Origin of the sequence: Chryseobacterium culicis (genome assembly GCF_900108365.1) — a bacterium.
GTDB lineage: Bacteria > Bacteroidota > Bacteroidia > Flavobacteriales > Weeksellaceae > Chryseobacterium > Chryseobacterium culicis.
In genome coordinates this window covers 80,030-104,062 of record NZ_FNWQ01000008.1, presented here as the reverse complement: position 1 = coordinate 104,062, position 24,033 = coordinate 80,030, and the positions used below count along the sequence as shown (strand labels likewise).

Annotated in this window: 23 protein-coding genes and 1 tRNA gene; 7 read left to right on the top strand and 17 right to left on the bottom strand. The window is 36.9% G+C overall.

The genetic code is table 11. The annotated features are described in order from the left end of the window. The first annotated feature begins 54 nt into the window (after window positions 1–54). From BLW74_RS21000 to BLW74_RS20985, 4 genes are all read left to right on the top strand, one after another. Window positions 55–1,017, top strand: a complete 963-nt coding sequence (locus BLW74_RS21000) for a DUF3810 domain-containing protein (protein WP_228424997.1) — start codon at window positions 55–57, stop codon at window positions 1,015–1,017. Between the two features lie 695 nt (window positions 1,018–1,712). Beyond that, window positions 1,713–3,227 carry a vitamin K epoxide reductase family protein gene (locus tag BLW74_RS20995; RefSeq protein WP_089696471.1) on the top strand — a complete coding sequence of 505 codons (1,515 nt, stop codon included), beginning with the start codon at window positions 1,713–1,715 and terminating at the stop codon, window positions 3,225–3,227. 189 nt (window positions 3,228–3,416) lie between these two features. Beyond that, complete coding sequence (locus BLW74_RS20990; protein WP_089696469.1) at window positions 3,417–5,612, top strand: peptidase domain-containing ABC transporter; 2,196 nt, start codon at window positions 3,417–3,419, stop codon at window positions 5,610–5,612. A 302-nt stretch (window positions 5,613–5,914) separates the two neighbouring features. Continuing rightward, window positions 5,915–7,213 (top strand): HlyD family secretion protein, encoded by a 1,299-nt coding sequence (locus BLW74_RS20985; protein WP_089696465.1) that lies wholly within the window; start codon window positions 5,915–5,917, stop codon window positions 7,211–7,213. A 386-nt stretch (window positions 7,214–7,599) separates the two neighbouring features. On the opposite strand, the gene BLW74_RS20975 is transcribed toward BLW74_RS20985, so the two are convergent. The 7 genes from BLW74_RS20975 to greA form a co-directional block, all read right to left on the bottom strand. Then, window positions 7,600–7,673 (bottom strand) — tRNA-Met (locus BLW74_RS20975). 44 nt (window positions 7,674–7,717) lie between these two features. Further along, a complete protein-coding gene (locus tag BLW74_RS20970) occupies window positions 7,718–9,010 on the bottom strand; it encodes a TlpA family protein disulfide reductase (protein ID WP_089696458.1) in 1,293 nt (430 codons plus the stop codon). 61 nt (window positions 9,011–9,071) lie between these two features. Then, window positions 9,072–9,293 carry a signal peptidase gene (locus BLW74_RS20965; RefSeq protein ID WP_089696455.1) on the bottom strand — a complete coding sequence of 74 codons (222 nt, stop codon included), beginning with the start codon at window positions 9,291–9,293 and terminating at the stop codon, window positions 9,072–9,074. A 5-nt stretch (window positions 9,294–9,298) separates the two neighbouring features. Further along, window positions 9,299–11,275 carry a T9SS type A sorting domain-containing protein gene (locus BLW74_RS20960; protein ID WP_089696451.1) on the bottom strand — a complete coding sequence of 659 codons (1,977 nt, stop codon included), beginning with the start codon at window positions 11,273–11,275 and terminating at the stop codon, window positions 9,299–9,301. A 74-nt stretch (window positions 11,276–11,349) separates the two neighbouring features. After that, a complete protein-coding gene (clpX, locus tag BLW74_RS20955; protein WP_089696448.1) occupies window positions 11,350–12,537 on the bottom strand; it encodes an ATP-dependent Clp protease ATP-binding subunit ClpX in 1,188 nt (395 codons plus the stop codon). A 68-nt stretch (window positions 12,538–12,605) separates the two neighbouring features. Then, window positions 12,606–12,995 carry an HIT family protein gene (locus BLW74_RS20950; RefSeq protein WP_089696445.1) on the bottom strand — a complete coding sequence of 130 codons (390 nt, stop codon included), beginning with the start codon at window positions 12,993–12,995 and terminating at the stop codon, window positions 12,606–12,608. A 54-nt stretch (window positions 12,996–13,049) separates the two neighbouring features. Continuing rightward, the gene (gene greA, locus BLW74_RS20945; RefSeq protein ID WP_089696443.1) at window positions 13,050–13,520 is read right to left on the bottom strand and encodes a transcription elongation factor GreA; all 471 of its coding nucleotides are present in this window, start codon (window positions 13,518–13,520) and stop codon (window positions 13,050–13,052) included. A 109-nt stretch (window positions 13,521–13,629) separates the two neighbouring features. On the opposite strand from greA, the gene BLW74_RS20940 reads away from it, so the two are divergent. From BLW74_RS20940 to BLW74_RS20930, 3 genes are all read left to right on the top strand, one after another. Then, on the top strand, window positions 13,630–14,085 hold the full coding sequence (locus BLW74_RS20940) for a hypothetical protein (RefSeq protein ID WP_089696440.1): 456 nt from the start codon (window positions 13,630–13,632) through the stop codon (window positions 14,083–14,085). Window positions 14,086–14,094: 9 nt separating this feature from the next. Further along, window positions 14,095–14,544 carry a D-aminoacyl-tRNA deacylase gene (dtd, locus tag BLW74_RS20935; protein WP_089696437.1) on the top strand — a complete coding sequence of 150 codons (450 nt, stop codon included), beginning with the start codon at window positions 14,095–14,097 and terminating at the stop codon, window positions 14,542–14,544. A 282-nt stretch (window positions 14,545–14,826) separates the two neighbouring features. Beyond that, the gene (locus BLW74_RS20930) at window positions 14,827–16,485 is read left to right on the top strand and encodes a S8/S53 family peptidase (RefSeq protein WP_089696434.1); all 1,659 of its coding nucleotides are present in this window, start codon (window positions 14,827–14,829) and stop codon (window positions 16,483–16,485) included. A 91-nt stretch (window positions 16,486–16,576) separates the two neighbouring features. Here BLW74_RS20930 and BLW74_RS20925 read toward each other — a convergent pair whose 3' ends face one another. The 10 genes from BLW74_RS20925 to BLW74_RS20875 form a co-directional block, all read right to left on the bottom strand. Next, entirely contained in the window at window positions 16,577–17,089 is a 513-nt protein-coding gene (locus tag BLW74_RS20925) for a hypothetical protein (RefSeq protein WP_089696431.1), read from the bottom strand. Window positions 17,090–17,149: 60 nt separating this feature from the next. Further along, window positions 17,150–17,689, bottom strand: a complete 540-nt coding sequence (locus BLW74_RS20920; RefSeq protein ID WP_089696428.1) for a hypothetical protein — start codon at window positions 17,687–17,689, stop codon at window positions 17,150–17,152. 53 nt (window positions 17,690–17,742) lie between these two features. Next, entirely contained in the window at window positions 17,743–18,447 is a 705-nt protein-coding gene (locus BLW74_RS20915) for a DUF1361 domain-containing protein (RefSeq protein WP_089696425.1), read from the bottom strand. A gap of 6 nt (window positions 18,448–18,453) precedes the next feature. Beyond that, the gene (locus BLW74_RS20910; RefSeq protein ID WP_089696422.1) at window positions 18,454–19,824 is read right to left on the bottom strand and encodes a DUF4153 domain-containing protein; all 1,371 of its coding nucleotides are present in this window, start codon (window positions 19,822–19,824) and stop codon (window positions 18,454–18,456) included. Between the two features lie 19 nt (window positions 19,825–19,843). Beyond that, window positions 19,844–20,164: a hypothetical protein gene (locus tag BLW74_RS20905; RefSeq protein ID WP_089696419.1), complete on the bottom strand. Its 321-nt coding sequence runs from the start codon at window positions 20,162–20,164 to the stop codon at window positions 19,844–19,846. A gap of 11 nt (window positions 20,165–20,175) precedes the next feature. Further along, complete coding sequence (locus tag BLW74_RS20900; protein ID WP_089696416.1) at window positions 20,176–20,661, bottom strand: Coq4 family protein; 486 nt, start codon at window positions 20,659–20,661, stop codon at window positions 20,176–20,178. Between the two features lie 342 nt (window positions 20,662–21,003). Continuing rightward, window positions 21,004–21,294 carry a hypothetical protein gene (locus tag BLW74_RS20890; protein WP_089696411.1) on the bottom strand — a complete coding sequence of 97 codons (291 nt, stop codon included), beginning with the start codon at window positions 21,292–21,294 and terminating at the stop codon, window positions 21,004–21,006. Between the two features lie 63 nt (window positions 21,295–21,357). After that, on the bottom strand, window positions 21,358–21,648 hold the full coding sequence (locus BLW74_RS20885) for a winged helix-turn-helix domain-containing protein (protein ID WP_089696408.1): 291 nt from the start codon (window positions 21,646–21,648) through the stop codon (window positions 21,358–21,360). 91 nt (window positions 21,649–21,739) lie between these two features. Beyond that, entirely contained in the window at window positions 21,740–22,357 is a 618-nt protein-coding gene (locus tag BLW74_RS20880; RefSeq protein ID WP_089696405.1) for a hypothetical protein, read from the bottom strand. A gap of 169 nt (window positions 22,358–22,526) precedes the next feature. After that, on the bottom strand, window positions 22,527–24,032 hold the full coding sequence (locus BLW74_RS20875) for a RagB/SusD family nutrient uptake outer membrane protein (protein WP_089696402.1): 1,506 nt from the start codon (window positions 24,030–24,032) through the stop codon (window positions 22,527–22,529). Window position 24,033: the final 1 nt, after the last annotated feature.

Here is a 24,033-nt window from a genome sequence, read left to right as displayed (position 1 = left end):
GCAGGTGTATTACTTGCCCAATTTCTTTTATTCTATATCTTCTCAAAATCGGAAATGATGATTTCTTTTTTTGAGCGCTTCTTTGAATTTCAAAAAGAACTCCATCAGATGCTTTTCAGCTGGGTTCCGTTTTCGGTGGGAGATCTCATGTACAGCATACTGGGAGCATTCCTTTTGTATGATGTTATCAACTTATTCAGGAAAGAAAGAAGAAATCGCTCATTAATCAGAATTATGATCATCTTTACTGTCTTTTATTGTATTTATCAGATTTTTTGGGGCATGCTCTATTTTCAGAACCCTATCATCAAAAAACTTAAGAGCCAGAAAGAACCGGATATGGAAAAAGCCAAAAGACTTGCTCTTGCCTATCTTGAAAAATGTAAGGTAACCCGACAGTCTGTACAGGAAGACAGGAACGGAATATTTATAGTGACCAATCTTACCTCTATACAACAGGAAATTCTCGATCAGCAGACCAAGCTGCCTTCTTCTATTTCGGGTAAAAAAGCGACTCAGATTCTAGACATTAAGCCCAGTCTATTCAAAAATGTGATGAACTTTACCGGAATTCTGGGCTATTACAATCCCTTTACTGCAGAAGCCCAGTATAACGCTGAACTTCCCCATACATTTATCCCGTTTACTACAGCTCATGAAAGTTCTCATCAATTGGGCTTTGCCAGAGAACAGGAAGCTAATTTTATTGGCTATTTGACAGGTATTCATTCGCGGAATGCGGAGTTGAGATACAGTACTGAGTTTTTTACTCTGAAAAGTCTTTTAAGGTTTATTGTAGAAGAAGATCCTGAGTTTGTAAAGAATATTCTTCATCAATATTCTCCTGCCATGAAAAGAGATCGTGCTTATGAGAAAAGTTTCGCTTTACGTCATCAGGGATGGCTGGATGACTTTTTTGGATTAACCAATAATCTTTTCCTTAAAAGTAATCAGCAGGAAGGCTCTGTAACGTATTCTTACTTTATTGATCTTCTATTAAATTACGAAAAAACATAAAAAAAGAATCGTATCAGGCGATACGATTCTAAAAACACAAATGATGAAAAAAAATTTATTACCTTGACTTGTTCCCTCATTCAAGGCGATGTAAAAGTACGACATATTTTATAAATACAAAAACATTTCAACTCTTTTTTAAAACTTTAAGAAAACTTTATGATTTTTTATGTTTTTTTGAGTTCAGATCTCAACTTGACAAATCACAATCAATACCCTTATTTAATGTAAAAATATTGTTTAAACCACCTATAAGCTATTAAATATTTACAAAATTAAACATTTGTTTAAATAGATAATATTCTATTTTTTTCAAATTTTTCTGTTTTCAAAATTGGAGTTATCTGCCGGATTTTAAGAGATATTTCTACAATTCAGAGCTCAAAATTTTAAAGATTTTTTTTTCAAAAATTACAGTTGAATTCATCTCTTAAAAGTTAAGATGATACCTCTTCAAAAACAATATTACATCCAGTTCCGTCAGTTAATTGCTGATAAGAGCATACCCGCTTTAAAAAAGGAACAGATTTCTCCCCCAGCCACGCACTTTACAATATACTTTCAAATCTCAATTATATAAAATAAAATATTGAAAGTCAATTCAAATCTATCATACATCGCTTATATCTCACTAATAAAAGAAAAAATTTTTTGTATATTTAAAACATCTGTGTATTTTAGATAAAAATATTAATATGATTTTTGACAAACTAATCAACCATCTCAAACTCGATAAACAGGAATTCATTTTCCAGTTCAACTCTCATCCCAATTACCCATCTGCACTGGCTTTCAGTGACACACTAAACTTTATGGGCGTAAAAAATGATGCTTATGAACTTGACAAAGAATATTGGGACGAACTTCCGGAAGAATTTATTGCCATTGTTGAAAACTCATTCTCCCTTGTAAAAAAGTCAGGAACCAATTATTCAGTATATTCAGAAAAAGCAAAAACCTTTGGTAAAGAAGAGCTTTATAAAAACTCAACAGATTTTGTACTCCTGTTTGAAAAAACAGAAAATGCAGAGCATAAACTGGCATTCAATTTCAAACCGGTTCTGTATATCATTTTTGCAGCTGTTCTTGCGTATTCGCTGATAAGCCAGACTGTGTATGAAGCGATCTTCAATTTGCTGTCTTTAGCCGGAGTTTATATTTCCCTGGAAATCTTTAATCAGAAATTCGGGAACACTTCTACCGTCATCGGTAGTATCTGTGGCGGCGGCGGTACTGCGGCGAGCCAAACTGTCAACTCATGTGATAAAATTATCAAGCAGGATAAAACCAGTATTTTAGGGTTAAAATTTGCAGATTTTTCCCTGATTTATTTCACAGGACTTGCAGTATTGGGACTTTTCTTACCAGCCACAGCCTATATTGTAAAAGGATTCACTTTTGTTTCTGTGCTGGCCATAGGATATTCCCTTTATATTCAGGCTTTTGTAGAAAAAACATTCTGCAGAGTATGTCTTTTGATTATTTCAATCCTTGCAGCACAGTTAGTGATCAGCAGCTTATTTTTCCTAAACCTGTCTTTCAGCATCGGAACACTTCTGCTTACTATTATCCTTTGGGCACTTGTTTTTTCAGCAGTTATGTATTTCAACACATTACTTGAACAGAAAGAGGCTCTTCAGAAATCGAATGCAAAAAATCTTAGATTCAAGAGAAACTATGAGCTTTTCAAAAACCAGATGGAGCAGAATCCAAAAATTGAATTTCAGGATACAGAAACTTTTGCAGTAGGAAAAAGAGATGCTAAACTCCGCATTTCTATAGTTTCCAACCCCTATTGCGGATTCTGTAAAGATGCTCACAAACTGGCAGAGGGTTTACTGGAAAAATATCCGGATACCATTTCTTTACAAATGAGATTCAATTACACTCCGGACAGAGCTCCTGAAAAATACACACAGCTTATTTCAGACTTAACTCATATTTACCATCACAAACCTGAAAAAGAATTTTTACATGCAGTAGAAGAATGGTTTGAAACTAAAGACGAAAGCAAGATCAATGCTCTTTCCGGAGGAAACGTTACGTCAGAAAATCTGAATCCATTGATAGAAATGTCTAAAGAAAACAGCAATGCCGGGCTAAGCTTTACACCCATCTTTATTATCAACGGATATCAGTTCCCAGACAAGTATGATCGTGAGGATATCTTATTCTTTATTGATGAATTAATAGAGGATGATGAGATTTAATAAATAAATCCCACCTATTCAAAAATTTCCCTATCTTAGGAAAAACAAAATAACCATCTGAAAAGATGCGGAAGAGCAGAAAAACAGTGATAAATGGAGCTATTTCCAGTTTCATTTGCATTGAATTATAATTGAATTAAAGTAAAAATGTCGTCATCCGTTGACGACATTTTATAATGAGTAGTAGTTTTGAAAAAAAAATTTCCATTTTATAAGCAGCCAGACACTAAAGATTGCGGCCCTACATGTCTTAGGATCGTCAGTAAGTATTACGGTAAAAGTATATCCCTGCAGCAGATTCGTAACCTCTCCGAAACCACCCGTGAAGGAAGCAGCCTTCTTGGCCTGAGCGACGCCGCAGAAAACCTGGGATTCCGTTCAATGGGAGTCCAAATTGACTTCAATACTCTTGCAGAAGAGGTTCCTTTTCCGTGCGTTGCACACTGGAACAAAAACCATTTTGTTGTGGTCTATAAAATTGATAAAAACAATAAAGTATATATTTCAGATCCCAGTTATGGATTGATTACTTATACGAGGGAAGAATTTATCAAGTCCTGGATTGGTGAAAACGCCAACGAAAATACAGAAGAAGGAATTGTGCTGATTCTTGAAACAACACCTTCCTTTTTTCAGACTGAGTTTGATGCTGAAGAAAGTAAAGCCAGCTTTACTTTTCTTTCCAAATATCTCCTTAAGTATAAATCACTGGTGATTCAGCTTGCGGTAGGACTTTTAGGAGGAAGCTTACTGTCACTGATTTTTCCGTTTCTTACTCAAAGTATTGTAGACGTCGGGATCCAGAATCAGGATATTAATTTCATCTATGTTGTTTTACTTGCGCAGATCATGTTATTTCTGGGAAGAATGGGAATCGAAACCATACGAAGCTGGATTCTTCTTCATCTTTCAGCAAGGATCAATATTTCCATTATCTCAGATTTCTTTATCAAGCTGATGAGACTCCCGATAAGCTTCTTTGATACGAGAATGACAGGAGATATCATGCAGAGAATTAATGACCACCACAGAATTGAACAGCTTCTTACCAGCTCATCATTAAATACACTGTTCTCTCTGGTAAATCTTATCATTTTCAGCATTGTATTACTGTTCTACGATTACAGACTATTCCTTGTTTATCTTGTGGGCGCAGTATTGTATATCGGCTGGATCAGCTTCTTTCTGAAAAAGAGAAAAGAGCTGGACTATAAAAGATTCTCACAGGTATCTCAGGAGCAGAGCAAGGTGATTGAGCTTATCAACGGGATGCAGGAAATCAAAATGCACAATGCCGAAAAACAGAAAAGATGGGACTGGGAATTTCTTCAGGTAAAACTGTTTAAAATAAGAATCAAATCCCTGTCACTAGAGCAATGGCAGTCTGTAGGAGGTAACTTTATCAATCAGATGAAGGACATTCTTGTAAGTTTCCTTTCTGCAAAACTTGTCTTGAGCGGGAATCTTACTTTAGGAATGATGCTTTCCGTTCAGTATATTATTGGACAGCTTAACAGCCCGCTTCTTCAGCTTATTGATTTCATCAAGCAGACGCAGGATGCTAAAATTTCCCTTGAAAGATTGGGTGAAATTCATGATAAAGATGACGAAGAAGACAAAAATGAACAATATGTAACAGATGTTCCGAAGAGAGATATCGAAATCAAAGACATGTCATTCAGATATATTGGTTCAGATGTTCCTGTTTTTGAAAACCTGAGCCTCACAATTCCTTACCAGCAGACGACGGCAATTGTAGGAGCCAGTGGAAGTGGTAAAACAACACTCCTGAAACTGCTGATGAAGTTTTATGATCCGGATCAGGGCGAAATCAGAATCGGAAATACCAATATGAAAAATATTTCTCCAAGATACTGGAGAGATCATTGTGGAGTCGTGATGCAGGAAGGATATGTATTCAATGATACCATTGCCAATAATATTGCAGTAGGAGAAGATCATATTGACAAGCAAAAACTGAGACGTGCTGTAGAAATTGCCAATATCAAGGATTTTATTGAAGGTCTACCGTTAAGCTACAATACCAAAATAGGTAACGAAGGAGTGGGAGTCAGCGGCGGCCAGAAGCAGAGGCTTTTCATCGCAAGGGCTGTTTACAAATCTCCGGAATACATTTTATTTGATGAAGCTACCTCTGCATTGGATGCCAATAATGAAAAAGTGATTATGGAAAACCTTGAGCAGTTCTTTAAAGGTAAAACAGCCGTGGTTATTGCCCACAGACTTTCCACAGTAAGACATGCTGATAAAATCATTGTACTGGATCATGGAAGAGTGGTAGAAGAAGGAAGCCACGCCGAGCTGGTAGATTTAAGAGGAGAATATTACAGATTGGTAAGAAATCAGCTTGAATTAGGCAGCTAATCAACATATAGCGGAAACCGAAAAGCTTATAGAGTAGGAAAACTAAAAAACTAATAATCATTATGAAAAATCTAAAAAAACTTTCGAGAAAAGATTTGACACTTGTCAGCGGAGGGGTAGTTTTACCTGGCAACAATTGTTGTGGATCCTGGTGTCTTGGCAGTTGGGTACCATGTCGTATAAAACATTTTGAGTGCCCACCAGATTCGGACACTTCAGCACCTGAATGGTATGATGGCAACTGTCCATTTAATTAAATTATATTCCCCCTGAAATATTGGGGGAAATTTTACTACATAACAATGAAAGAAGACGTTTTAGACAATATTGAACTCCGCTCAGAAAGCGTACAGGATATTTTGACCCAGCCGCCCCATTGGATGATCCGCTGGGGAAATACGATCATATTCGTTATCCTCCTGCTGATTCTCGTGATGAGTTACATTATAAAATATCCGGAATTTGTACCGGCTCCAATTATTGTGACTTCCCAAAATCCTCCGGAAAAAATAGAGGCAAGAACAAGTTCCAAAATTGAAAAAATATTCATAAAAGACCATCAGGAAGTTAAAAAGAATGATGTACTTATGGTGATGCAGTCTGCTGCCAACTATAAAGATATTCTTGAGCTGAAAACATTAATAGATTCCATTACTCCTGATAAATTATACACCTTCCCTATTGCTCAGGCTTCAAGATTCAAATTGGGAGAACTCCAGGGAGAATACAACAGCTTTGCAAAAGCATTTCAGGATGAAGCTCTTTTTACAAGGCTGCAGCCTTATGCTCCGGAAAACCTGGCAGCCAATCAGAGTATTTCTGAGTATAAAGTAAGAATAGCGACTCTAAAACAACAGAAAAACTTAGAGTCTATCAAGTATGATCTTACTAAGAAAAATTTTAACAGATCTCAGGAACTCTTCAACCAGGGGGTTATTTCCGCCATGGAACTTGAGAATGAAAAAATTAAATATCTTCAGGCTCAGCAAAACCTGGAAAATCTTAAAATTTCCATTTCTCAGATGGATGAAGGGATTTCCAATCTCAATAAAACGAAAAGCGGAACTGCTATTAATACCGAAAAAGACAGAATTACCTACTCTTCACAAACTTTACAGCTTCTTGAGCAATTAAGAAAATCTCTGAAGCAGTGGGAACTCAATTATCTTGTTATATCATCTACAGATGGTGTGGCCAGCTTCCAGCAGTTTTTTGGCGAAAATCAGTTTGTAAAAGTAGGTGAGCCTATCCTTTCCATTCTTCCAAAAAACAAAGAACAGCTGGTAGGAAGAATGTCTGTACCTACCACCAACTCAGGGAAGATTATTCCGGGAGAGAAAGTACTGATCAAGCTGGATAATTACAGATTCCAGGAATATGGTATCATTGAGGGAAAAGTACAGAATATTTCTCTGATACCTGACGATAAGGGAAATTATTATGTAGATGTAATTTTGCCTAAAGGTCTGAAGACAAGCTACAACAAAACACTCACTTTTGATAAAGAACTGAGAGGAAGCGCAGAAATTGTAACACAGGATCTCCGACTGATTGAAAGATTCTTCTACCAGATTAGAAAGTTACTGGGATATCAGGTCTAAAAAATCAATAAACAAAGAATTAAAAGCCGTTTTACAGACTGTAAAGCGGTTTTTTCATATTGTATTCTGAGAATTTTGATTGAGATTCTCTTTTTCAGCAGAAATTATATTCTCACAACTCCATTTAACCTTCTATTAAAGGCTTTTCAACGCTCAGATAGGTATTCATTCAGATCTTACAAAAATAGCCTGTTAAAAAGGCATTCTGCGGATAATACAGATCCGGATCTGTTATGGTATAATAAAATGGTAGAAATAAATGAAGAGACAGAATCATCCCTTAATTCTCTGGTGAAAGTTCATAATTGACAGAAATAAAAGATTGAGCTGTGGATTTATGTAAAAAGAAAAACCGCAATCATTACATCAATGATTGCGGTCTGTTGTAGCGAAGACGGGAATTGAACCCGTGACCTCAGGGTTATGAATCCTGCGCTCTAACCAACTGAGCTACCTCGCCGTTTTGGTGGTGCAAATATAGAAAATATTTCTTTACCTCCAAAATTATTTTACCTTAAAATATTCCAAAACATCGCCAACATGGTCTGGTTTGCTGATAATCTTATTGTTAGCATCCAAAATAAAATATGTAGGTGTTGCATGAATATTGTAAGTATCGGTATAACTACTGTTCCATCCTCTTAATTCGGAGTCATTGATCCAAGGAAACGCAGCAATTTTTTTTGTATACGAATCTTTGTCTACATCTAAAGACAAGCCTACAATCTGAATATTTTTTGATTTGAAATCATTGTATTTCTCGAGAAGCTTTGGCAATTCACTTTCGCAATGTGAGCATGTGGAAGACCAGAATACCACAACCTTCTTATCTGCCTTAACATCATATAAGGATTTCGCTGTAGTATTTACAGGCGACTGGAATTTATAATTAGGAAAAGCCGCGCCCATTTCAATGTTGGCATTAGACTTTAAGGTAGACGCAAGTCTGTCAGTAATGGTACATTTAAGATTTTTGGCAAGTCCAAGATATTTAGTTTTATATTCATCCATTTGGTAAACATCAAAAATATCAATAAGCTCAGACAATACAGTTTGTCCTCTTGGAGTCTCTACTTTTAAACGATCTAATAACGTATCAACAGATTTTGTTACATTGGTATTACCCCCAGAGTTCAGATACGCTACCAATACCGGCCTTAATAATGACGAACTTTCCAACATATCTCCAGACTTATCCAGAAAGTTGATAATTTCTTCCTGATCCACTTTTTTGGTTGAATCCGGTGAATTAGAAATAAATTTGCTGTAGTTCGTATTATAATAAGCAATGAAAGGATGCTGAGCAGCATCAATCGAGCCTGAAGTACCAGAAAGTCTCTCAATTTCTGTTTTCAAAGCTTTTCCAAAGTCTGTGTTATCTTTATAATATTCTTTAATCTGAGAGAGTGCTGGCAAAATAAGTTCTTTTTTTTGTGAACCTTCCTGCTGCTTGCTCATCAGACTGTTGGCTTCATCCAGATAAGTAACATCTTTCACCTTATTATTCTGGATATCCAGTTTAAAGCTGACATTTTTATTTTCTGAAATAAAACTTACTGTATTATTCGAGCCAGGGAAATAAACTTTCATCATTCCCATATAATTGCCGGGATATTTAAAAGTCCATGTATTATTCTTACTTTTTTCTTTGGTAACAATAATATCTTTCGACCCGTTTAGTGTATATAGAATTGCGTCCTGATCTTTAAAATCTGCCGGCGTCTGAATGGTAATGGTAAACTGGGCCTGCAGAGCAAATGCAGCTACAACTGCAGATAGCGTATAAATCTTTTTCATAAAGTAAAAATAAAAAAACTCTCTGACTAATCAGAGAGTTTAATATTATTTTAATAAAATTTTATGCTTTTACGGTTTTGTACTTTTTTGTAAAGTAAACAATAAATCCAATTGCTACAATTCCAAGTACATATACATACATATCAATGGGTGAAGCAGGTTGTCCCGTACCATTTCCTCCGTTACCTCCTCCTCCCGGGATGGCAGGTTGCGGCATATCAGCATATGCTAAAGATACAACAAATAGGAAAAATACCAGTGCTAGTTTATTAATAGTCTTCATGTGGCTTATTTTAAGATTTTAGTGTTAACAGTCTCTCCTTTATCAGAAACGATTTTTACAACATATGAATTTTTAACTGAGCCATCTAGCTCGATTACAAAATCTCTTGTTGTTTCAACCGCTTTTTTAGAGATTACCAGTTTACCGCTCATATCATAAACTTGAATGTCTGCTTTTTTCCAGTTCGGATCAAATCTAACAATGTAGTTTGAAACTGCCGGATTATAAACCACTAGTGTATTAGAAGTTTTAGGAGTAGTCTTATCTGTTGCCAAAGTAAGATTACTTGGTTCTCCATAATATAAATTAGCTTCCATGTTCGTTACAGGAACAGTATCTCCCTGCTTAGCTTCAATCAGATTACCATTTTCTGCTTTATAGTAGAAACCGATTCCCGAAGACAACTGGTGTGCACCATTTGGAATTAATTCAGTATTTTCTCTGATCTCAAATTTATAAGACTTCACTTGATCATAGAAGTTTCTTAATTTGACATTTTTACCCTGGAAGTTATCTTCATTAGCCTCATTGATATACAACCAATAGCTGTCTTTATAATTATTGTCATATCCTCCGTTCAATGCTTCTTCAGATGTTCCCATAAGACCGGAACCTGCTGAAGACTGAATTGAAGTTGCTGCTGAAATCTGGTGTCCTGTTGTGAAACTAGGAGAAACAACATAATATGTTCTTCCAATCTCTTTTCCATTAGCATCCAGACCAATTACTCCAAGCTGTTTTACGGTGTTGCTTGCCGTTTTACCATTAGCCATCTTAGCAGCGTTTACATTATAATTGGTTCCTGCTGCTCTAGCTGTAGACTTAAATCTTCTTAAAGTATTAAAATCTAAAGTCTGAGCTGTATTGTCTCTCAGCTTAATTTTAAATGACTGCATCGGTTTGATAACTACCTTATCGACGTCTCCGGCTGCCAGAGCATATCCGTCACCTGAAGGTGTGAAAGTAACTACCTGAGCACCTGTAGCGTAAGTAGAACCACTTGGAAGCGTAACAACTGTACCTGGGTTATACTCAATACCCCAGATATTCTTCACCGCATTTCCGTCAGATCCTGTAAGGCTTTCAGTATATCCGATATTGGATAAATCTAAATTGGTAAGGAAAGGGTTTCCGAACTGATACCAGTTTTGCCCAAATGTTCCAGCCCATGGGCTGGTAGTAAACTCAAAACTGTCATCAAGATAAGTATTGTACTTCTCGTTGTATTGGTTTACCCCGTTACCATTTGTTCCGAAGACCACATTAGATGTTCCTAAATTAGACTTTCCTGCATTTTGCAATGTCACAGGAGCTGCAAAAGCTGCATTTGGCTTCCCGTTGATATTAAAGACAGTTGCTGCACCTGCAGGAGCACTTGGGTTCCAGTCATTATTGGTAACCTTTAGCATGTAGTATCCTGAAGGATCTGAAGTGGTAGTTGCAAGACTTGTAAAATGCTTCGAAACCGCATTAGCGTTATCCCATTGTAAGATTGGGTTACTGTATCTTCCGGTATTGAAAGTTTTACCTACTTCAGTAGATAAAGAACTTAATGCCTTACCAGAGAAAGGCAAAGCCACCTGCTGGAAATAATTACCACTACCATTACTTGGTGTTCTGTATTCTTTAGTTACAATACCTGTAATATTGGATTGGGAAATTCCATCGATGAACAACTGACCATACGTAGAAGTAGCAAAGGAACCAGGAGTATTAAGCCTTAAAATAATATTTCCGCCATCGGTTTTATCCGCACCGGCAGCATCAATTGTTTTAAAGGCATCTGTACCAGATCCTACAACCATAATATTTCCGTGTACATCCAAAATACCATTCGCTTTTGTTTGTACACCTCCACCGCTATAAACTAGGGTGCCTTCGCTCACATACATATTAGCATTAGTGTCAACATGACATAATATCTGCGCCTGAACAGAATAACTAATTGCTAAAAGACCTATAGCAAATAAACTTTTTCTCATTGTATAAATTATTTGTGTGTTAATACAATCTTTAACTGCAAAGGTATTATTTTTTTTCAAAAAAAAAAATATTTTTACCTATTAATCAAAACATTATCTTCTGTCAATATGATCTCCTTGTCCTCCCCTATTGAAAACATATAGTCTTCTAGAACTTTTTCGGTAGTACCACGAAGGCCTCTTGCACCTAATCCTTTCTCAATAGTTTCCTCTACAATTCTCTCGATTGCCCCATCCGTAATTACCAAATCTGTGCCATCCATTTTGAAAAGTTCCACAAATTGATTCACAATTGAATTTTTGGGTTCTTTCATAATTCTTACCAAGGTTTCTTTCGTGAGTTTATCAAGGTAAGTGATGATCGGAAATCTTCCTAAAAGTTCCGGAATTAATCCGAAAGTACGAAGATCTATTGCATTAATATTTGTTAATATATACTCGTCTTCGTCTGTTTTATTGATTTTTTCAGAGCTGAAACCGATCGCCTGCTTATTGAGTCTTCTTTCGATGATCTCTTTGATTCCGTCAAAAGCTCCGCCGGCAATGAATAATATATTCTGAGTATTTACCTGAATATACTTCTGATCAGGATGCTTTCTTCCTCCCTGTGGCGGTACGTTTACGATGCTTCCTTCCAGCAGTTTCAGTAACCCCTGCTGTACACCTTCTCCGGAAACGTCTCTTGTAATACTTGGATTATCAGATTTTCTGGCAATTTTATCAATCTCATCAATGAAAACAATTCCTTTTTCTGCTTTTTCCACATCATAATCTGCCACCATCAGAAGTCTGGACAGAATGCTCTCCACATCTTCTCCCACATATCCCGCTTCGGTTAAAATAGTAGCGTCTACAATACAGAAAGGAACATTCAGCTCTCTTGCGATAGTTTTTGCCAGGAGGGTTTTACCGGTACCTGTTTCTCCTATCATAATAATATTAGATTTTTCAAGCTCCACTTCCCTGTTTTCGTCCTGAGCGTGGAGTAATCTTTTATAGTGATTATATACGGCAATGGAAAGCTGTTTTTTAGCCTGGTCCTGCCCAATCACATACTGATCAAGAAATTCCTTAATCTCCTTAGGCTTTTTAAGCTCTTCCATACTGTCTGCAGGCGAATATTCCGTTTTGGATGCCCCGTCTTTTACAATAGCATGTGCCTGCTCTATACAATTTTCACAAATAAAACCATTCTGCCCGGAAATCAGCATCTGTACTTCATTTCTTTTTCTTCCGCAGAAAGAACATTGGTTAGAATTCATATGGTATAATATATATGTATATGTTAAAGAAAATCGTAAAAAATTACTTTTTTACGATTTTCTGATTGTTAAGAATTAATAATTGAGTGTTGAATCTCTGTATATTCTTCGTTCGTTAATTTTAATCTTTCATTTCTGAAATTCATGTCTTCCATCTTGTTTAAAGGAATCAGATGGATGTGAGCATGAGGAACTTCAAGCCCTACCACCGCTACTCCCACTCTTACACATGGAATTGCAGTTTTGATCTTCTTGGCTACCTCCTGGGCAAATCCCCAAAGGTTTTTGTATTCTTCACTTTCAAGATCAAAAATCAAATCCACTTCTTTTTTCGGTACTACTAATGTATGTCCTTTCACCAATGGCATTGCGTCTAAGAATGCAATAAAGTTTTCGTCTTCTGCAATTTTATAAGAAGGGATCTCACCATTGATGATTTTTGTGAATATAGTGCTCATTTTATATAGAAGTTAGTTTAGATATCAGAAGTTAGAAATAAAACAGGTATCAGACTATAAAGAGATGTCTAATACTTCAAAAGACAGTTTGTTTCCGTTCGGTAAAGTAATTTCAGCAGTTTCGCCAACAGCTTTACCTAACAGGCCTTTTGCGATAGGCGTGTTCACAGAGATTTTACCTGTCTTCAGGTCGCTTTCGTTATCCGGTACCAATGTAAATACCTGCTCTTGCTTGGTAGCAGTATTTTTAAGTTTCACTGTTGTCAGGATGGAAACTTTTGAAGTATCTAATTGGCTTTCGTCTATAATTTTAGAAGTAGAGATTACGTCTTTCAGCTTGGAAATTCTCATTTCAAGCATTCCCTGAGCCTCTTTAGCTGCATCGTATTCTGCATTTTCAGACAAATCTCCTTTGTCTCTAGCTTCAGCGATCTGCTGAGTAATTTTTGGTCTCTCAATAGTTTCCAACTGTTCCAGCTCAGCTTTCATTTTCTCTAGGCCCTCTTTAGTTACATAGCTTGCCATAATTTTCGAAATTTAGTTTTAGTATAAAAAAATAATCCGACATTTGCCGGACAATGTTTTCGTGTTGTAATCGTTTAATTTTTACAAATATATAAAAATTTAAATTGAAATGAAAAAAACTTTTTCAATCTTATCTATTTTCATTTTATTGATTATCAGTATTTTAACCATAAACTCTTGCGGAAGTAGAGAAGATACGGTGAACTGTTTCCCCATTAGCCCCATCAACGTAACACTTAATTTGAACCTGCCCGCATACTATGCTTTGAACAATGTCAACGGCTGGATTTATGTCAACGAACAGCAGTCCGGAACAAGAGGGCTGATTATCGTACGAACGGCCAACGGATTTAAGGTATATGACCGGAATGCGCCTCACCTGTGCCCTGATAACAATACTACTCTTGAGGTAAAGGATAATATTGCGATCATCTGTCCACAGGATAATACAAGATGGATCCTGAGTACGGGGCAGCCTGAAGCAGGAGCTAAAACTTCGCTTCCACCTAAAACTTATCCTTACAGCTATGATGTTCCAAGCAAAACTTTAAATGTCTATTACTAAAAATACAAGATGAAGATCGTAATACAAAGAGTCTCTGAGGCCAGCGTAAAAGTAGATGGAAAAATTGTGGGCAAAATCGGAAAAGGATTAATGCTGCTGGCAGGCGTGGATGAAAATGATGAAAAAACGGATGCGGACTGGCTAGTACAGAAGGTTCTCAACCTGCGGATCTTTGGAGATGAAGAGGATAAGCTTAATCTTTCTGTGAAGGATATTGCAGGGGAAATCCTCTGCATCAGCCAATTTACATTAATTGCTGATTACAAAAAAGGCAACCGCCCTTCTTTCATCAAAGCAGCAAAACCAGATAAAGCTGTTCCTCTTTTTGATTATTTTAAGGAAGAAATTGCTAAATCCGGACTTAAAACAGAAAGCGGAATTTTCGGGGCAGATATGAAGGTTTCCCTGATTAATGACGGCCCCGTGACAATCGTGATGGACTCTATCACCAAAAGCTGAATACTGGAAATAAATATAAGCTTAACACAATACGTTTCAATAAATTGGAGCGTATTTTTTTGATTAATATGTATAAAATATGTTATTCTTAAGACACTATCCTAAAAACCTCCCACGTTGTAAAAAAAAGTGAAGTTGATCATTTTAAGCGATGAGATTCGCGATGCAGAAGGGCAAGAAAAAAAAATCAAATAATAAATTCACAAAAATGTGATTTGTTTTCATTTTATTATTATTTTTGATGTAAATCAAAACTGATTCACAACCATTTAACAAAATAGTATGAAAACAAAAATCAACCTTCTCGCATTATTTGCGTTCTGTTCTTCCTTGTCTTTTGGTCAGGATAACCAGGCTAAAATGGCTAATGATCAAAATTCTGTTATTTATGTATGTTTTTCAAAAGGCATTAATTCAGAAAAAACGGCTTTCAGCAGAAATGCTGATCTGGAAAGATTTTCGAGAGAAAATCAAATTTCGTTCAAGTATGATCTTGATTTTACAGACAGTAAGCTGGAAGAAATGGCCAGAAGCAGCAAAGCAATCGGCAATTCGGCAGAATCTGTGGAAAAGCTGAAAAGAATTTACAAAGCTGATTTACCACTTCAAAATCCCGCAGCTGCAGAAAAGATCATTCATACTCTGGAGAGATTTCCGGAAATAGAATATGTCTCGGTAATGAGTGCTGATCCAATTGAACCTCCTTTGGTGAATGCCTTTGTGGCAACCCCTGATTTAGAAAGTCTGCAAACTTACCTGAATGACAATCCGGGAATCAATGCAAAATATGCATGGTCAAGAGGAATTACGGGTCAAAACGTACGGGTTCGTGATGTAGAATATGGTTTTTATAAAACCCATGAAATGCTTTCCAATCAAAATTCAATACAGTTGGAGCCCGGCTATTCTCCAAATGCCGGACTGGCTAACAACAATTACCGTGATCATGGTACTGCAGTGGTAAGTATTTTAGGTTCTGTAAAAGATAATATCGGGCTTACAGGAGCGGCATACAATACTTCTGAAATCAAGGGATATATGGAATGGACAACTGTAGGGTATAACAGAGCTTCTGCGGTGAGCAGATCTATCAATGCCTCTCAGGCCGGCGATATTATTTTATACGAAATGCAGACTGGCGGCAAAGACGGCCAATATTGTCCGGCAGAGTATGATAAGGTAATCTGGGATCTTACAAAAGCCGCTACCGATTCAGGAATCATTATCATTGCGGCAGCAGGTAATGGAAATCAGAATCTGGATGATCCTTTTTACGCCTCGTATCTTTCACGGGGAAACAGTGGCGCTATCATTGTAGGAGCCGGATCTCCAAATACGACCCATTCCAAATTAAGCTTCAGTACTTTTGGAAACAGAGTAGATGTTCAGGGTTGGGGAAGCAGTGTTATGGCAGCAGGTTATGGATCTTATGCAAAATATGATAATGACAACAACAGAACTTATAATTATTTCAGCGGTACCAGTTCTGCTACTCCGGTAGTATCATCTGCCGCTATTCTGATCCAGTCTTTTTATCGTCAGACAACAGGGCAATATTTAACACCTGCAGCAATGAAGAATCTTTTAATTTCTACGGGAATTCCACAGGGAGGAACTGTAACGGGCCAGAAAATAGGACCTCTTCCTAATGTGAAGAATGCGATCCTTCAACTGGAAAGCAGGTTTGCAGCGCCTGTTAAGACTTTATCAGCATTAGAGGTAAAAATATATCCTAATCCATCCAGCAGCTCTATAGCTATTCAAAGTAATGAAAATAAAAAACTGGATGTGGAAATTATAAATCTACAGGGGCGTACAGTTCTGAAAAATTCGGTTTTATCTGGTGAAAAAATTGATATTTCACAGCTTCCAACGGGACAGTATATTATCAATATCAATGAAGGCCAGAGAAGAGTTGTTGAAAAACTGACAAAACTATAATTCAAAAAGATTTTTAAATTATATCATTTTACTTCACATTAAACCCTCTTTCACTGTATGAAAGAGGGTTTTTATGATCTATTTTATTTGTTTAGCTGGCAGGAACGCTATTAAAATTAAGCGCTACTTTGATGTTCATATCAGAAGAGGTCTGATTCTTCAGTTCGTAAACCGTTCTCACGGTTAATCCTGTACTTTTTACAATCTCATCCAGATATCCTGTGTCATTCAGATCCAGATTCAGGCTGGAAGAATTGGTAGATATATTGGAGCGTGATGCAATCAGTCTTTCTCCTGTTCCATTCGATGAAACATATATTTTAATAGTTTTAAATGCGCTCAGATTTCCTCCTGATGGTGATGCTACAGAAATTTTCGCATCTGAAATCCTTACATCTTTAATTTTCGCATTGTTATTTCCTCCGAACCATGTCTGTACGTTGGTAGCTGTTGCGGTGGAAGATACTTCTTTATCTGCTGGAACACCGGTAGACACCAAAACATTCGTTGTGTATGGAAATGTATTCTGAACCAGCGACTGTACAGTTCCGCAACTTACCAGTACAGCTGAAGCGGCCATTGCTGTTAGAACTATATTTTTCATAATATTAAATTTTAAACTTCAAGGTTTAGTTTGCAGAAATTATACCAAATTGCTCTGGCTTTATTCTATACTCACGGTGAAACTTCCTTTGGTATTTCCGGATGCCATATTGCTTTTCCCGATGATTAGCCAAACTTCTCCTTTTCCCGGAGTATCATAAGTGATTTCTCTTCCGAAAGGCCCGTCATAATCACCGTTTGGAACTTTAATCTGATTGAAACGGATGTTGAAGTCTTTTTCTTTTGTGGAAATTTTTGCTTTGATATTCGGCCGGTCGTAATGGGTTAGTTTCAAAACAAGTTCCTGATCATCTTTTGTAAACGCTTCTCCAATGGTAAGCGGAAGCTGGGTTGCATCTACCGTTCTTATGATCTGGCCATCTTTTTCATTTCTCATGACCCCGTTACGCAAAACTTCTTTCGTGGCCGGAGCATTATTAATAATGGAATCTTTTTTTCTGAGTACTGCAGAATCCGGTTTCACTACAGAATCCGGCATTTCTGTTACGATGGATGAATCCTTGTCCTGAACGGCTGTAACAGCGGGTTCTTTTTTACATGAAACGATAATCAATGGAATTAATAATAAGCTTTTTTTCATAATATTAATTTTAAGCGTGGATCAATTTTTAGGGTGCTGAGCTCATTTAAATGCTAAAATTGTTCCAATTCATTCAAGGATTTGTTTTGTGGCTGCAATTCTTTTTCTTCATTTACACCCGCCCATTTGAATGTGAAGTACATAAAGTTGAGCATCAGTCCCATCAACACCGTAACGCCCCATGTTTTGGTATATTCCATGGGATAGATCAGCCGTAGTACAATATCGGAGAACAGGCCAAAAGGATTATTAAGCACATCCCAGCTGTTCCACCTTAGGAACCTGCCCAGATAAACGCCAAAGCTGCTTATAAAAAGGAAAAGCACGATTACTACATTCATTCTATTATTTTTACCAAAGTCAGAAAGTCGTTTTTCTATATCATGAAGGCTTATAAAACCACAGATAAGCCCTGTCCATGCATAAGAAAGAATGACAATAAGGTCATACCAGATCGGGACGGCATTTCTTGCTCTGAGATGAAAGAGATCCGTCAGAATATAGGGAGAATTGGGAAAGAACAAGATCCATACTATGATAATGAAGACTAGGGAAATTTTACTTTTGATATGAAAAACCCGGATAAAAGAACTCAGCAACAGAGGAATCCATGCCAGGAAAAGGTTCCAGTTGAGAAACAAAAACACTTTCGTATCGCTGATATAATATCTGAATGCTGAGAGACTGAAACAGAACAGGGTCATCAGTATCAATACAATCGTAATTTTACACCTTGATGATTCAATACAGTTTTTCATGGTCTTTTACTTTATGGTGTGATAATATATAATCTTAGACAGGAATGTTTTGGATGTTTCATTTTTCACTTTATCCTGCAGTATTTTTTTAAGTTTCTGATCATTTTTTTGGCCGGCATATTTCAGGAGTGCTTTTTCACTGAAATTGACAGAGGTTAAATGATAATTGACTGCAAAATCCTTTCGTTTCATGTTCTGAGAAGTAATAAAACCGCCCCAATTGATATAGCTGCAGACAAGAATGGTTCCGTAAACATACCAGATCATGGTATTGACCAGGAAAATGTTTCTTTTCTGTTTCTGAATTTTAATAAAAGTAAGCGTTAAACCAACTAATGATAAAAGCAGGAATGCAAAAACGCCCAGTCTTTTATACGTAAATGCATAATTCACGATATACTCGTAGTTTTTCAGGGCAGCGGAAATTACCAGAACAGCATTCAGGAAAATCCAGAATTTAGCTAAAATTTTCAATAACCTTGCTTTCGGATCAAAATTAAATCCGGATTTGAAGTAGAACATGATAACCAGAATGGCCATCACAATAGATAAGATAACGGCATTTACTCTTTCATGGGTTTCTTCAGAAAGCTGAACCGGTGTTTTTACCGCTTCATAAAATTGTTCATAGTTGTACGTAATAATAAAGAATATCAGTAATATATTCAGTAAGACAAAAGAGATAACTCCGCTCATTCTTTCTGCATCCAGATCAAGAAAGGAATAGGTTGCTTTTGGAATACTGGAATCTCTGCTAAACTCATTATCCAGAAGGTGATTGTTTTTATAAATGAGTTTTTCTACGGCATAGTTCCAGTAATTAAAGGCAATAAAAAATCCTAAAACGGAGAGACAGAATACCTGCCACAGATTAAGATCCAGCTCATAATCTGTGAAAAGGGCTGCAAAATGATTACTTCCAGCAGAATAAATTCCAAAGAAAACTGAAACCAGCACCAACGGAATCAAAATAAAAGCCAACGTTTTTTGCCATAATCCTGATACATTTTTCTTCGGCAGCCATTCATCAAAACTGAAAAAACGACAGAAGGACGTACAGCAGTTCACAATAAAAACCGGAATTAAAAAAAGAATTTTCAGCCTTCTGTTTTTGGATTTATATCCTAATAAAAGCAATGAACTTACTACTGCAATAAAGGATGTAAAATCTCCAAACCATGCAAATGCGATACTGGAAAGGATACTTGTTCCAAAAAGAATATACAAGCTTCCTGTTTTATTTTTTTCCGGTGTTCTAAAGAGCGTTAATATAGCATAAACTATCCCCAGAATTCCAAGATTCAGCCCTATCTCCTGATCATAAAAGACTATAACAAAGAGAAGGGCTGTGATGAATATATAATGATGTGTTTTCATGAGGTTAATTATTTAATATTTAAAAATTTGAAAGGATTGAAAGATTTGATAGAAATTCAAAGTATATGATGAGATAAATTAACGCAATAGGAATATTGAGTAAGAGAAGAAGTACAGAATTTCCGTTTCTTTTCTTTTCGGAAACATCACTCAAGTATTCCATCAGTTCATATAAAGTGATCAGCAGATTCGCTACAGCGGCTATAACCACATAATAAAACCCGAATATGACCAGAAATTCAGCTCTTGTGATCCAAAATAAAAGCAGCAAAGAGGTGCCCAGCAAAAACGAGATTAGAAATGTTTTTTCTCCCAGCGGACTGAATTTTAATTTTCCCATCACAGTTAATTTTAATGAAGAACTACTGTTTCTTTCTGTTGAATAAAGTTTTTCACATGTTCATAATTCTGCCATAACAGCCCTTCAAAATCCCAATGATGAAACGCTCTCATATTTTGTCCCTTTTTATAAGCCTTGATATAAATTTTCACATATTCCGGAAGAATAATGGTTCCTAATACGATTGCTGCCAAAAGGTGTGCATTGAGCTTACCATTTCCGAGGAGCAGGTACTGCATGGCAATTTCATCTTCGAAGTTGGTTCCGCAGCCGGTAATCAGGTGGTGAACATCATGGTTTTCCATTTTAGGAATCATGGTAAAACCGTGTTTCCTGTAAAATTCTCCGAGCTTTCGGCCTAAAGAATCTTCCTGAAACTCTAACAGCTGTTTTTCATTGAACTGCCACTGTCTTTTTTTCTTTTTGAAATATTTTCTGTATAATTTTTGTGTTTTATCGTACACAAACAGCAGAAACTGAACGCGTATTTTTTTCATATTGTATTTATTTATTGCAGAGAATTAAGACCTATAATAGTGTAAGTGAATGCAATAGGAATGTTGGCTGTCAAAATGAGTATGCCTATCATACATTCTTTGAATTTTGATGTATTGATAGCACTGTATATCAAAAGTCCAAGTATGCATAATAAGTTAACCGGCACTCCAAAAATGATTAACAAATAGCCTGCTCCGGCAAACCAGTCGTCTTTTGTAATAAGTGCTCCTAAGAGGCAGAGAGTTCCCACTGAAAAAAATATTCCGAATACAGTCTTGCCTAGATTTATTATTTCCGAATCTTTCATCATTATTATTTTAGAATTAATAGCAAACTTAATTTTAGCTTCCCGCAAATGGGCTTCCGAAAATCCCTACTGCCAGTTCGAGCCAGATTAATGCGAGAGCCAGTAAAATGAAAATAGTAAACAAGACTTTCTGACTCTGTTTCTTTATTCCGTTTCTAACCAGATTGACGAGAAAAGCTGTTGTAAAAAGCAAGACTCCTGCAATCAGAAAATCTGATGCGGACCAGTTCACTTCGTTTGAAATGAGATTTCCAACCAATGGAATACTGAGTAATGCCAGCGGAAGGGCATAAATGATAAGTGTTTTTTGTTTTTGTGTCATCATTTTATTAGATTTAAATTATAAAGTACTTTGCAATTCAAAGTTAATTTTCAAAAAAATATAGGACTACCGTCCCAACAGCTTTTCAAGTGCATCCAAATGTTCCGTAAATGCCTGTCTTCCGTTTTGTGTAACACGGTAAGAGGTTTTAGGTTTTTTCCCTACGAATTCTTTTTTCACTTCTATATATCCTGCTTTTTCCAGTGCGTTGCTGTGGCTGGCCAGATTTCCGTCTGTAATTTCGAGCAGGTTTTTCATTTCAGAAAAATCAACCCAGTCGTTGACCATAAGAACGGACATAATTCCCAGTCTTACCCGGCTTTCGAATTCTTTATTGAGCTGATTGATGTTGATCATTTTACTTTATATTATTAATTCAGCGACCAGTGCTAAAAGCTATTGGTACGCTTATTCTTCTGATTCTGCCAGCAAAATCACATGCGATCTATTACCTGTACTTCTTATGCATGATCAATCCGTATACAATATGCAAAACTCCGAAGCCAACTGCCCAAAACAGCAATCCCCATCCTAAAAAGAATAAAGAAATAAGTCCTAAAACAATTTCAAGATATCCCAAATACTTTACATCGGTTAAGGTATATCGTTCTGCAGCTACCAGAGCCAATCCGTAAAAAATAAGGGTAGCCGGAGCAATGAAAACAAAAAGATGATGATAAAGGAGTGCCAGGCAGAAGATTCCTCCTGCGATTAAAGGCACTGCAAAGGTAATCAAAAGTCGCTTTGTTGTAGCATCCCAGATCTTCAAACCTTTCTTTTTACTTTTATGGGCGGTAAAAATATACCCGCTAAGAACAGCAACAGCCAGAATAGTAATTCCGATCACGACAAGTTCTTTAACCAAGGCTGGTCCCAGAATATTCCGGTCCCCATCAAAATAGCTGATTCCTTCTCTTTGAAAAACAAAATATACATACACCGCTCCAATAATTGCCGCTAAGCCCGCAACAACTCCGGACAAGCCGCTTAGAGAAATAAATCTGGAAGAGCGTTCCATCATAGAACGGATGTGGGATAAGTCTTCGTGATAGTTTTTTGAATCCATAAAAAGAACTTTGAATTACAAAGTTATAATTTATTTTCAAACTGCCAATTATTTATTTTAAAATTTCAGATATTTTCTGCTGAACCTCATCGCCTGCTTACAGAAATAAAAAGAGAACCCTGCCAGCAGCCGGGTTCTCTATCATATATTAAAATCTGTACGTGTTGTTTTATAGAGGATTCTGAACAATGAGTGGGTTTGCATTGATTTCAGATCTTGGGATAAGGAATTCCCAACGTAGATCTGTGTTCGCAACTGTCATCACGTTATTGGTTACTACAGAAGAATGGTTAGCTCCCGTTCTGTCCAGCCCCTGATTCAGTCTCTTCAGATCCAGGAATCTAAAGCCTTCGCCCCAGAATTCCAGTCTTCTGCTGTTAAGAATTTCTGTAATGTAAGCCGCTCCTGTTGTAGTAGCTCCGGCATAAGAAGGGTTTCTGTTCTTTGCAAATACATTGAATACTGCTTTTGAACCAGCTTCGTCTCCTGATCTTGCCAACGCTTCTGCTTCAATAAGATACATTTCTGCAGATCTCATATAAGGAACATCTACTCTACTGTCTGCCTGGCTTGCAGCAAGGAATTTTTGCCCTGTATAAGGGAATTTAGCATACGTTGAAGGTAGAGCAAGTGAAGTATGCGCTCCTGTTGGATCAAAATTCTTTGTTCTTACATCTGTAGATGGGAATAACAGGAATAATTTGCTGTTAATGGCTTTTGGAGCCTGACGAATATTGGTAGAGTTAAAGTTTCTGGACATATACGCTCCAAAGTTGGAAAACGTATCTCCCTGATCTGCTATAATGGTAGCTCCCCACATCCATTCTCCTACCCCTGCCAGATTATTAAAGCCGGCAGTATAGGTCGCATTATCCATAAGAGCAAATCCTGCACGGGCAGACTGAGCGGCTGCGGCTGCGGCTGCATAATTCCCCTGCGTTAATGCGATTCTTGCTTTTAATCCTAAAACCACTTTGTCATTGAAGTGCGATTTTGTAGCTCTGGTAACTCCGGCAAGCCTTGTTGCAGCTTCATTAAGATCGTTATTGATCTGGGTGTATACTTCCTCAACCGTATTTCTTGCCAAAGGAATTTCATTAGCAACCAATCTGATGGGAACACCAAGCTGGGTATTGTTTGTTCCAGGTACATATCTTTTACCATAGATCTGAACCAGCATATAATAACAGAATGCTCTGAATGCGTAAGCTTCACCGATGGCTGTTTTAATCGTAGCAGCATCCGCTGCTGTAGGAGCAGGAACTGAAGGTCCATTAGCTATAACGAGATTTGCATTTCTGATCAATGCATAATAAAACTGATAAGGATAAAAGTCATTTGATCCGCTCTCATTTACCTGATCCTGCCATCTTACCGTTGAGATATACCAGTTATTTCCTGTAGATGGAAAAACAAGATCATCGCCTAAAGCATCCATCATAATCATGATTCCGCCCTGACCATTCTGCCCCTGGCTATCATTCTGTCTGTAATACATATCTCTGTGCATTCCATTGACAATGGCCATAAGGTTGGAGGCACTTGAATACGCTGCTTCTTCCGAAGCCGCAGTGGTAGGATCGGTCTCCAGATAATCACTCTGACATGAAGTCATTCCTGTAAGGACTGAAAGAACAACAGCCCATTTTATATATTGTTTTGCGATATTTCTCATA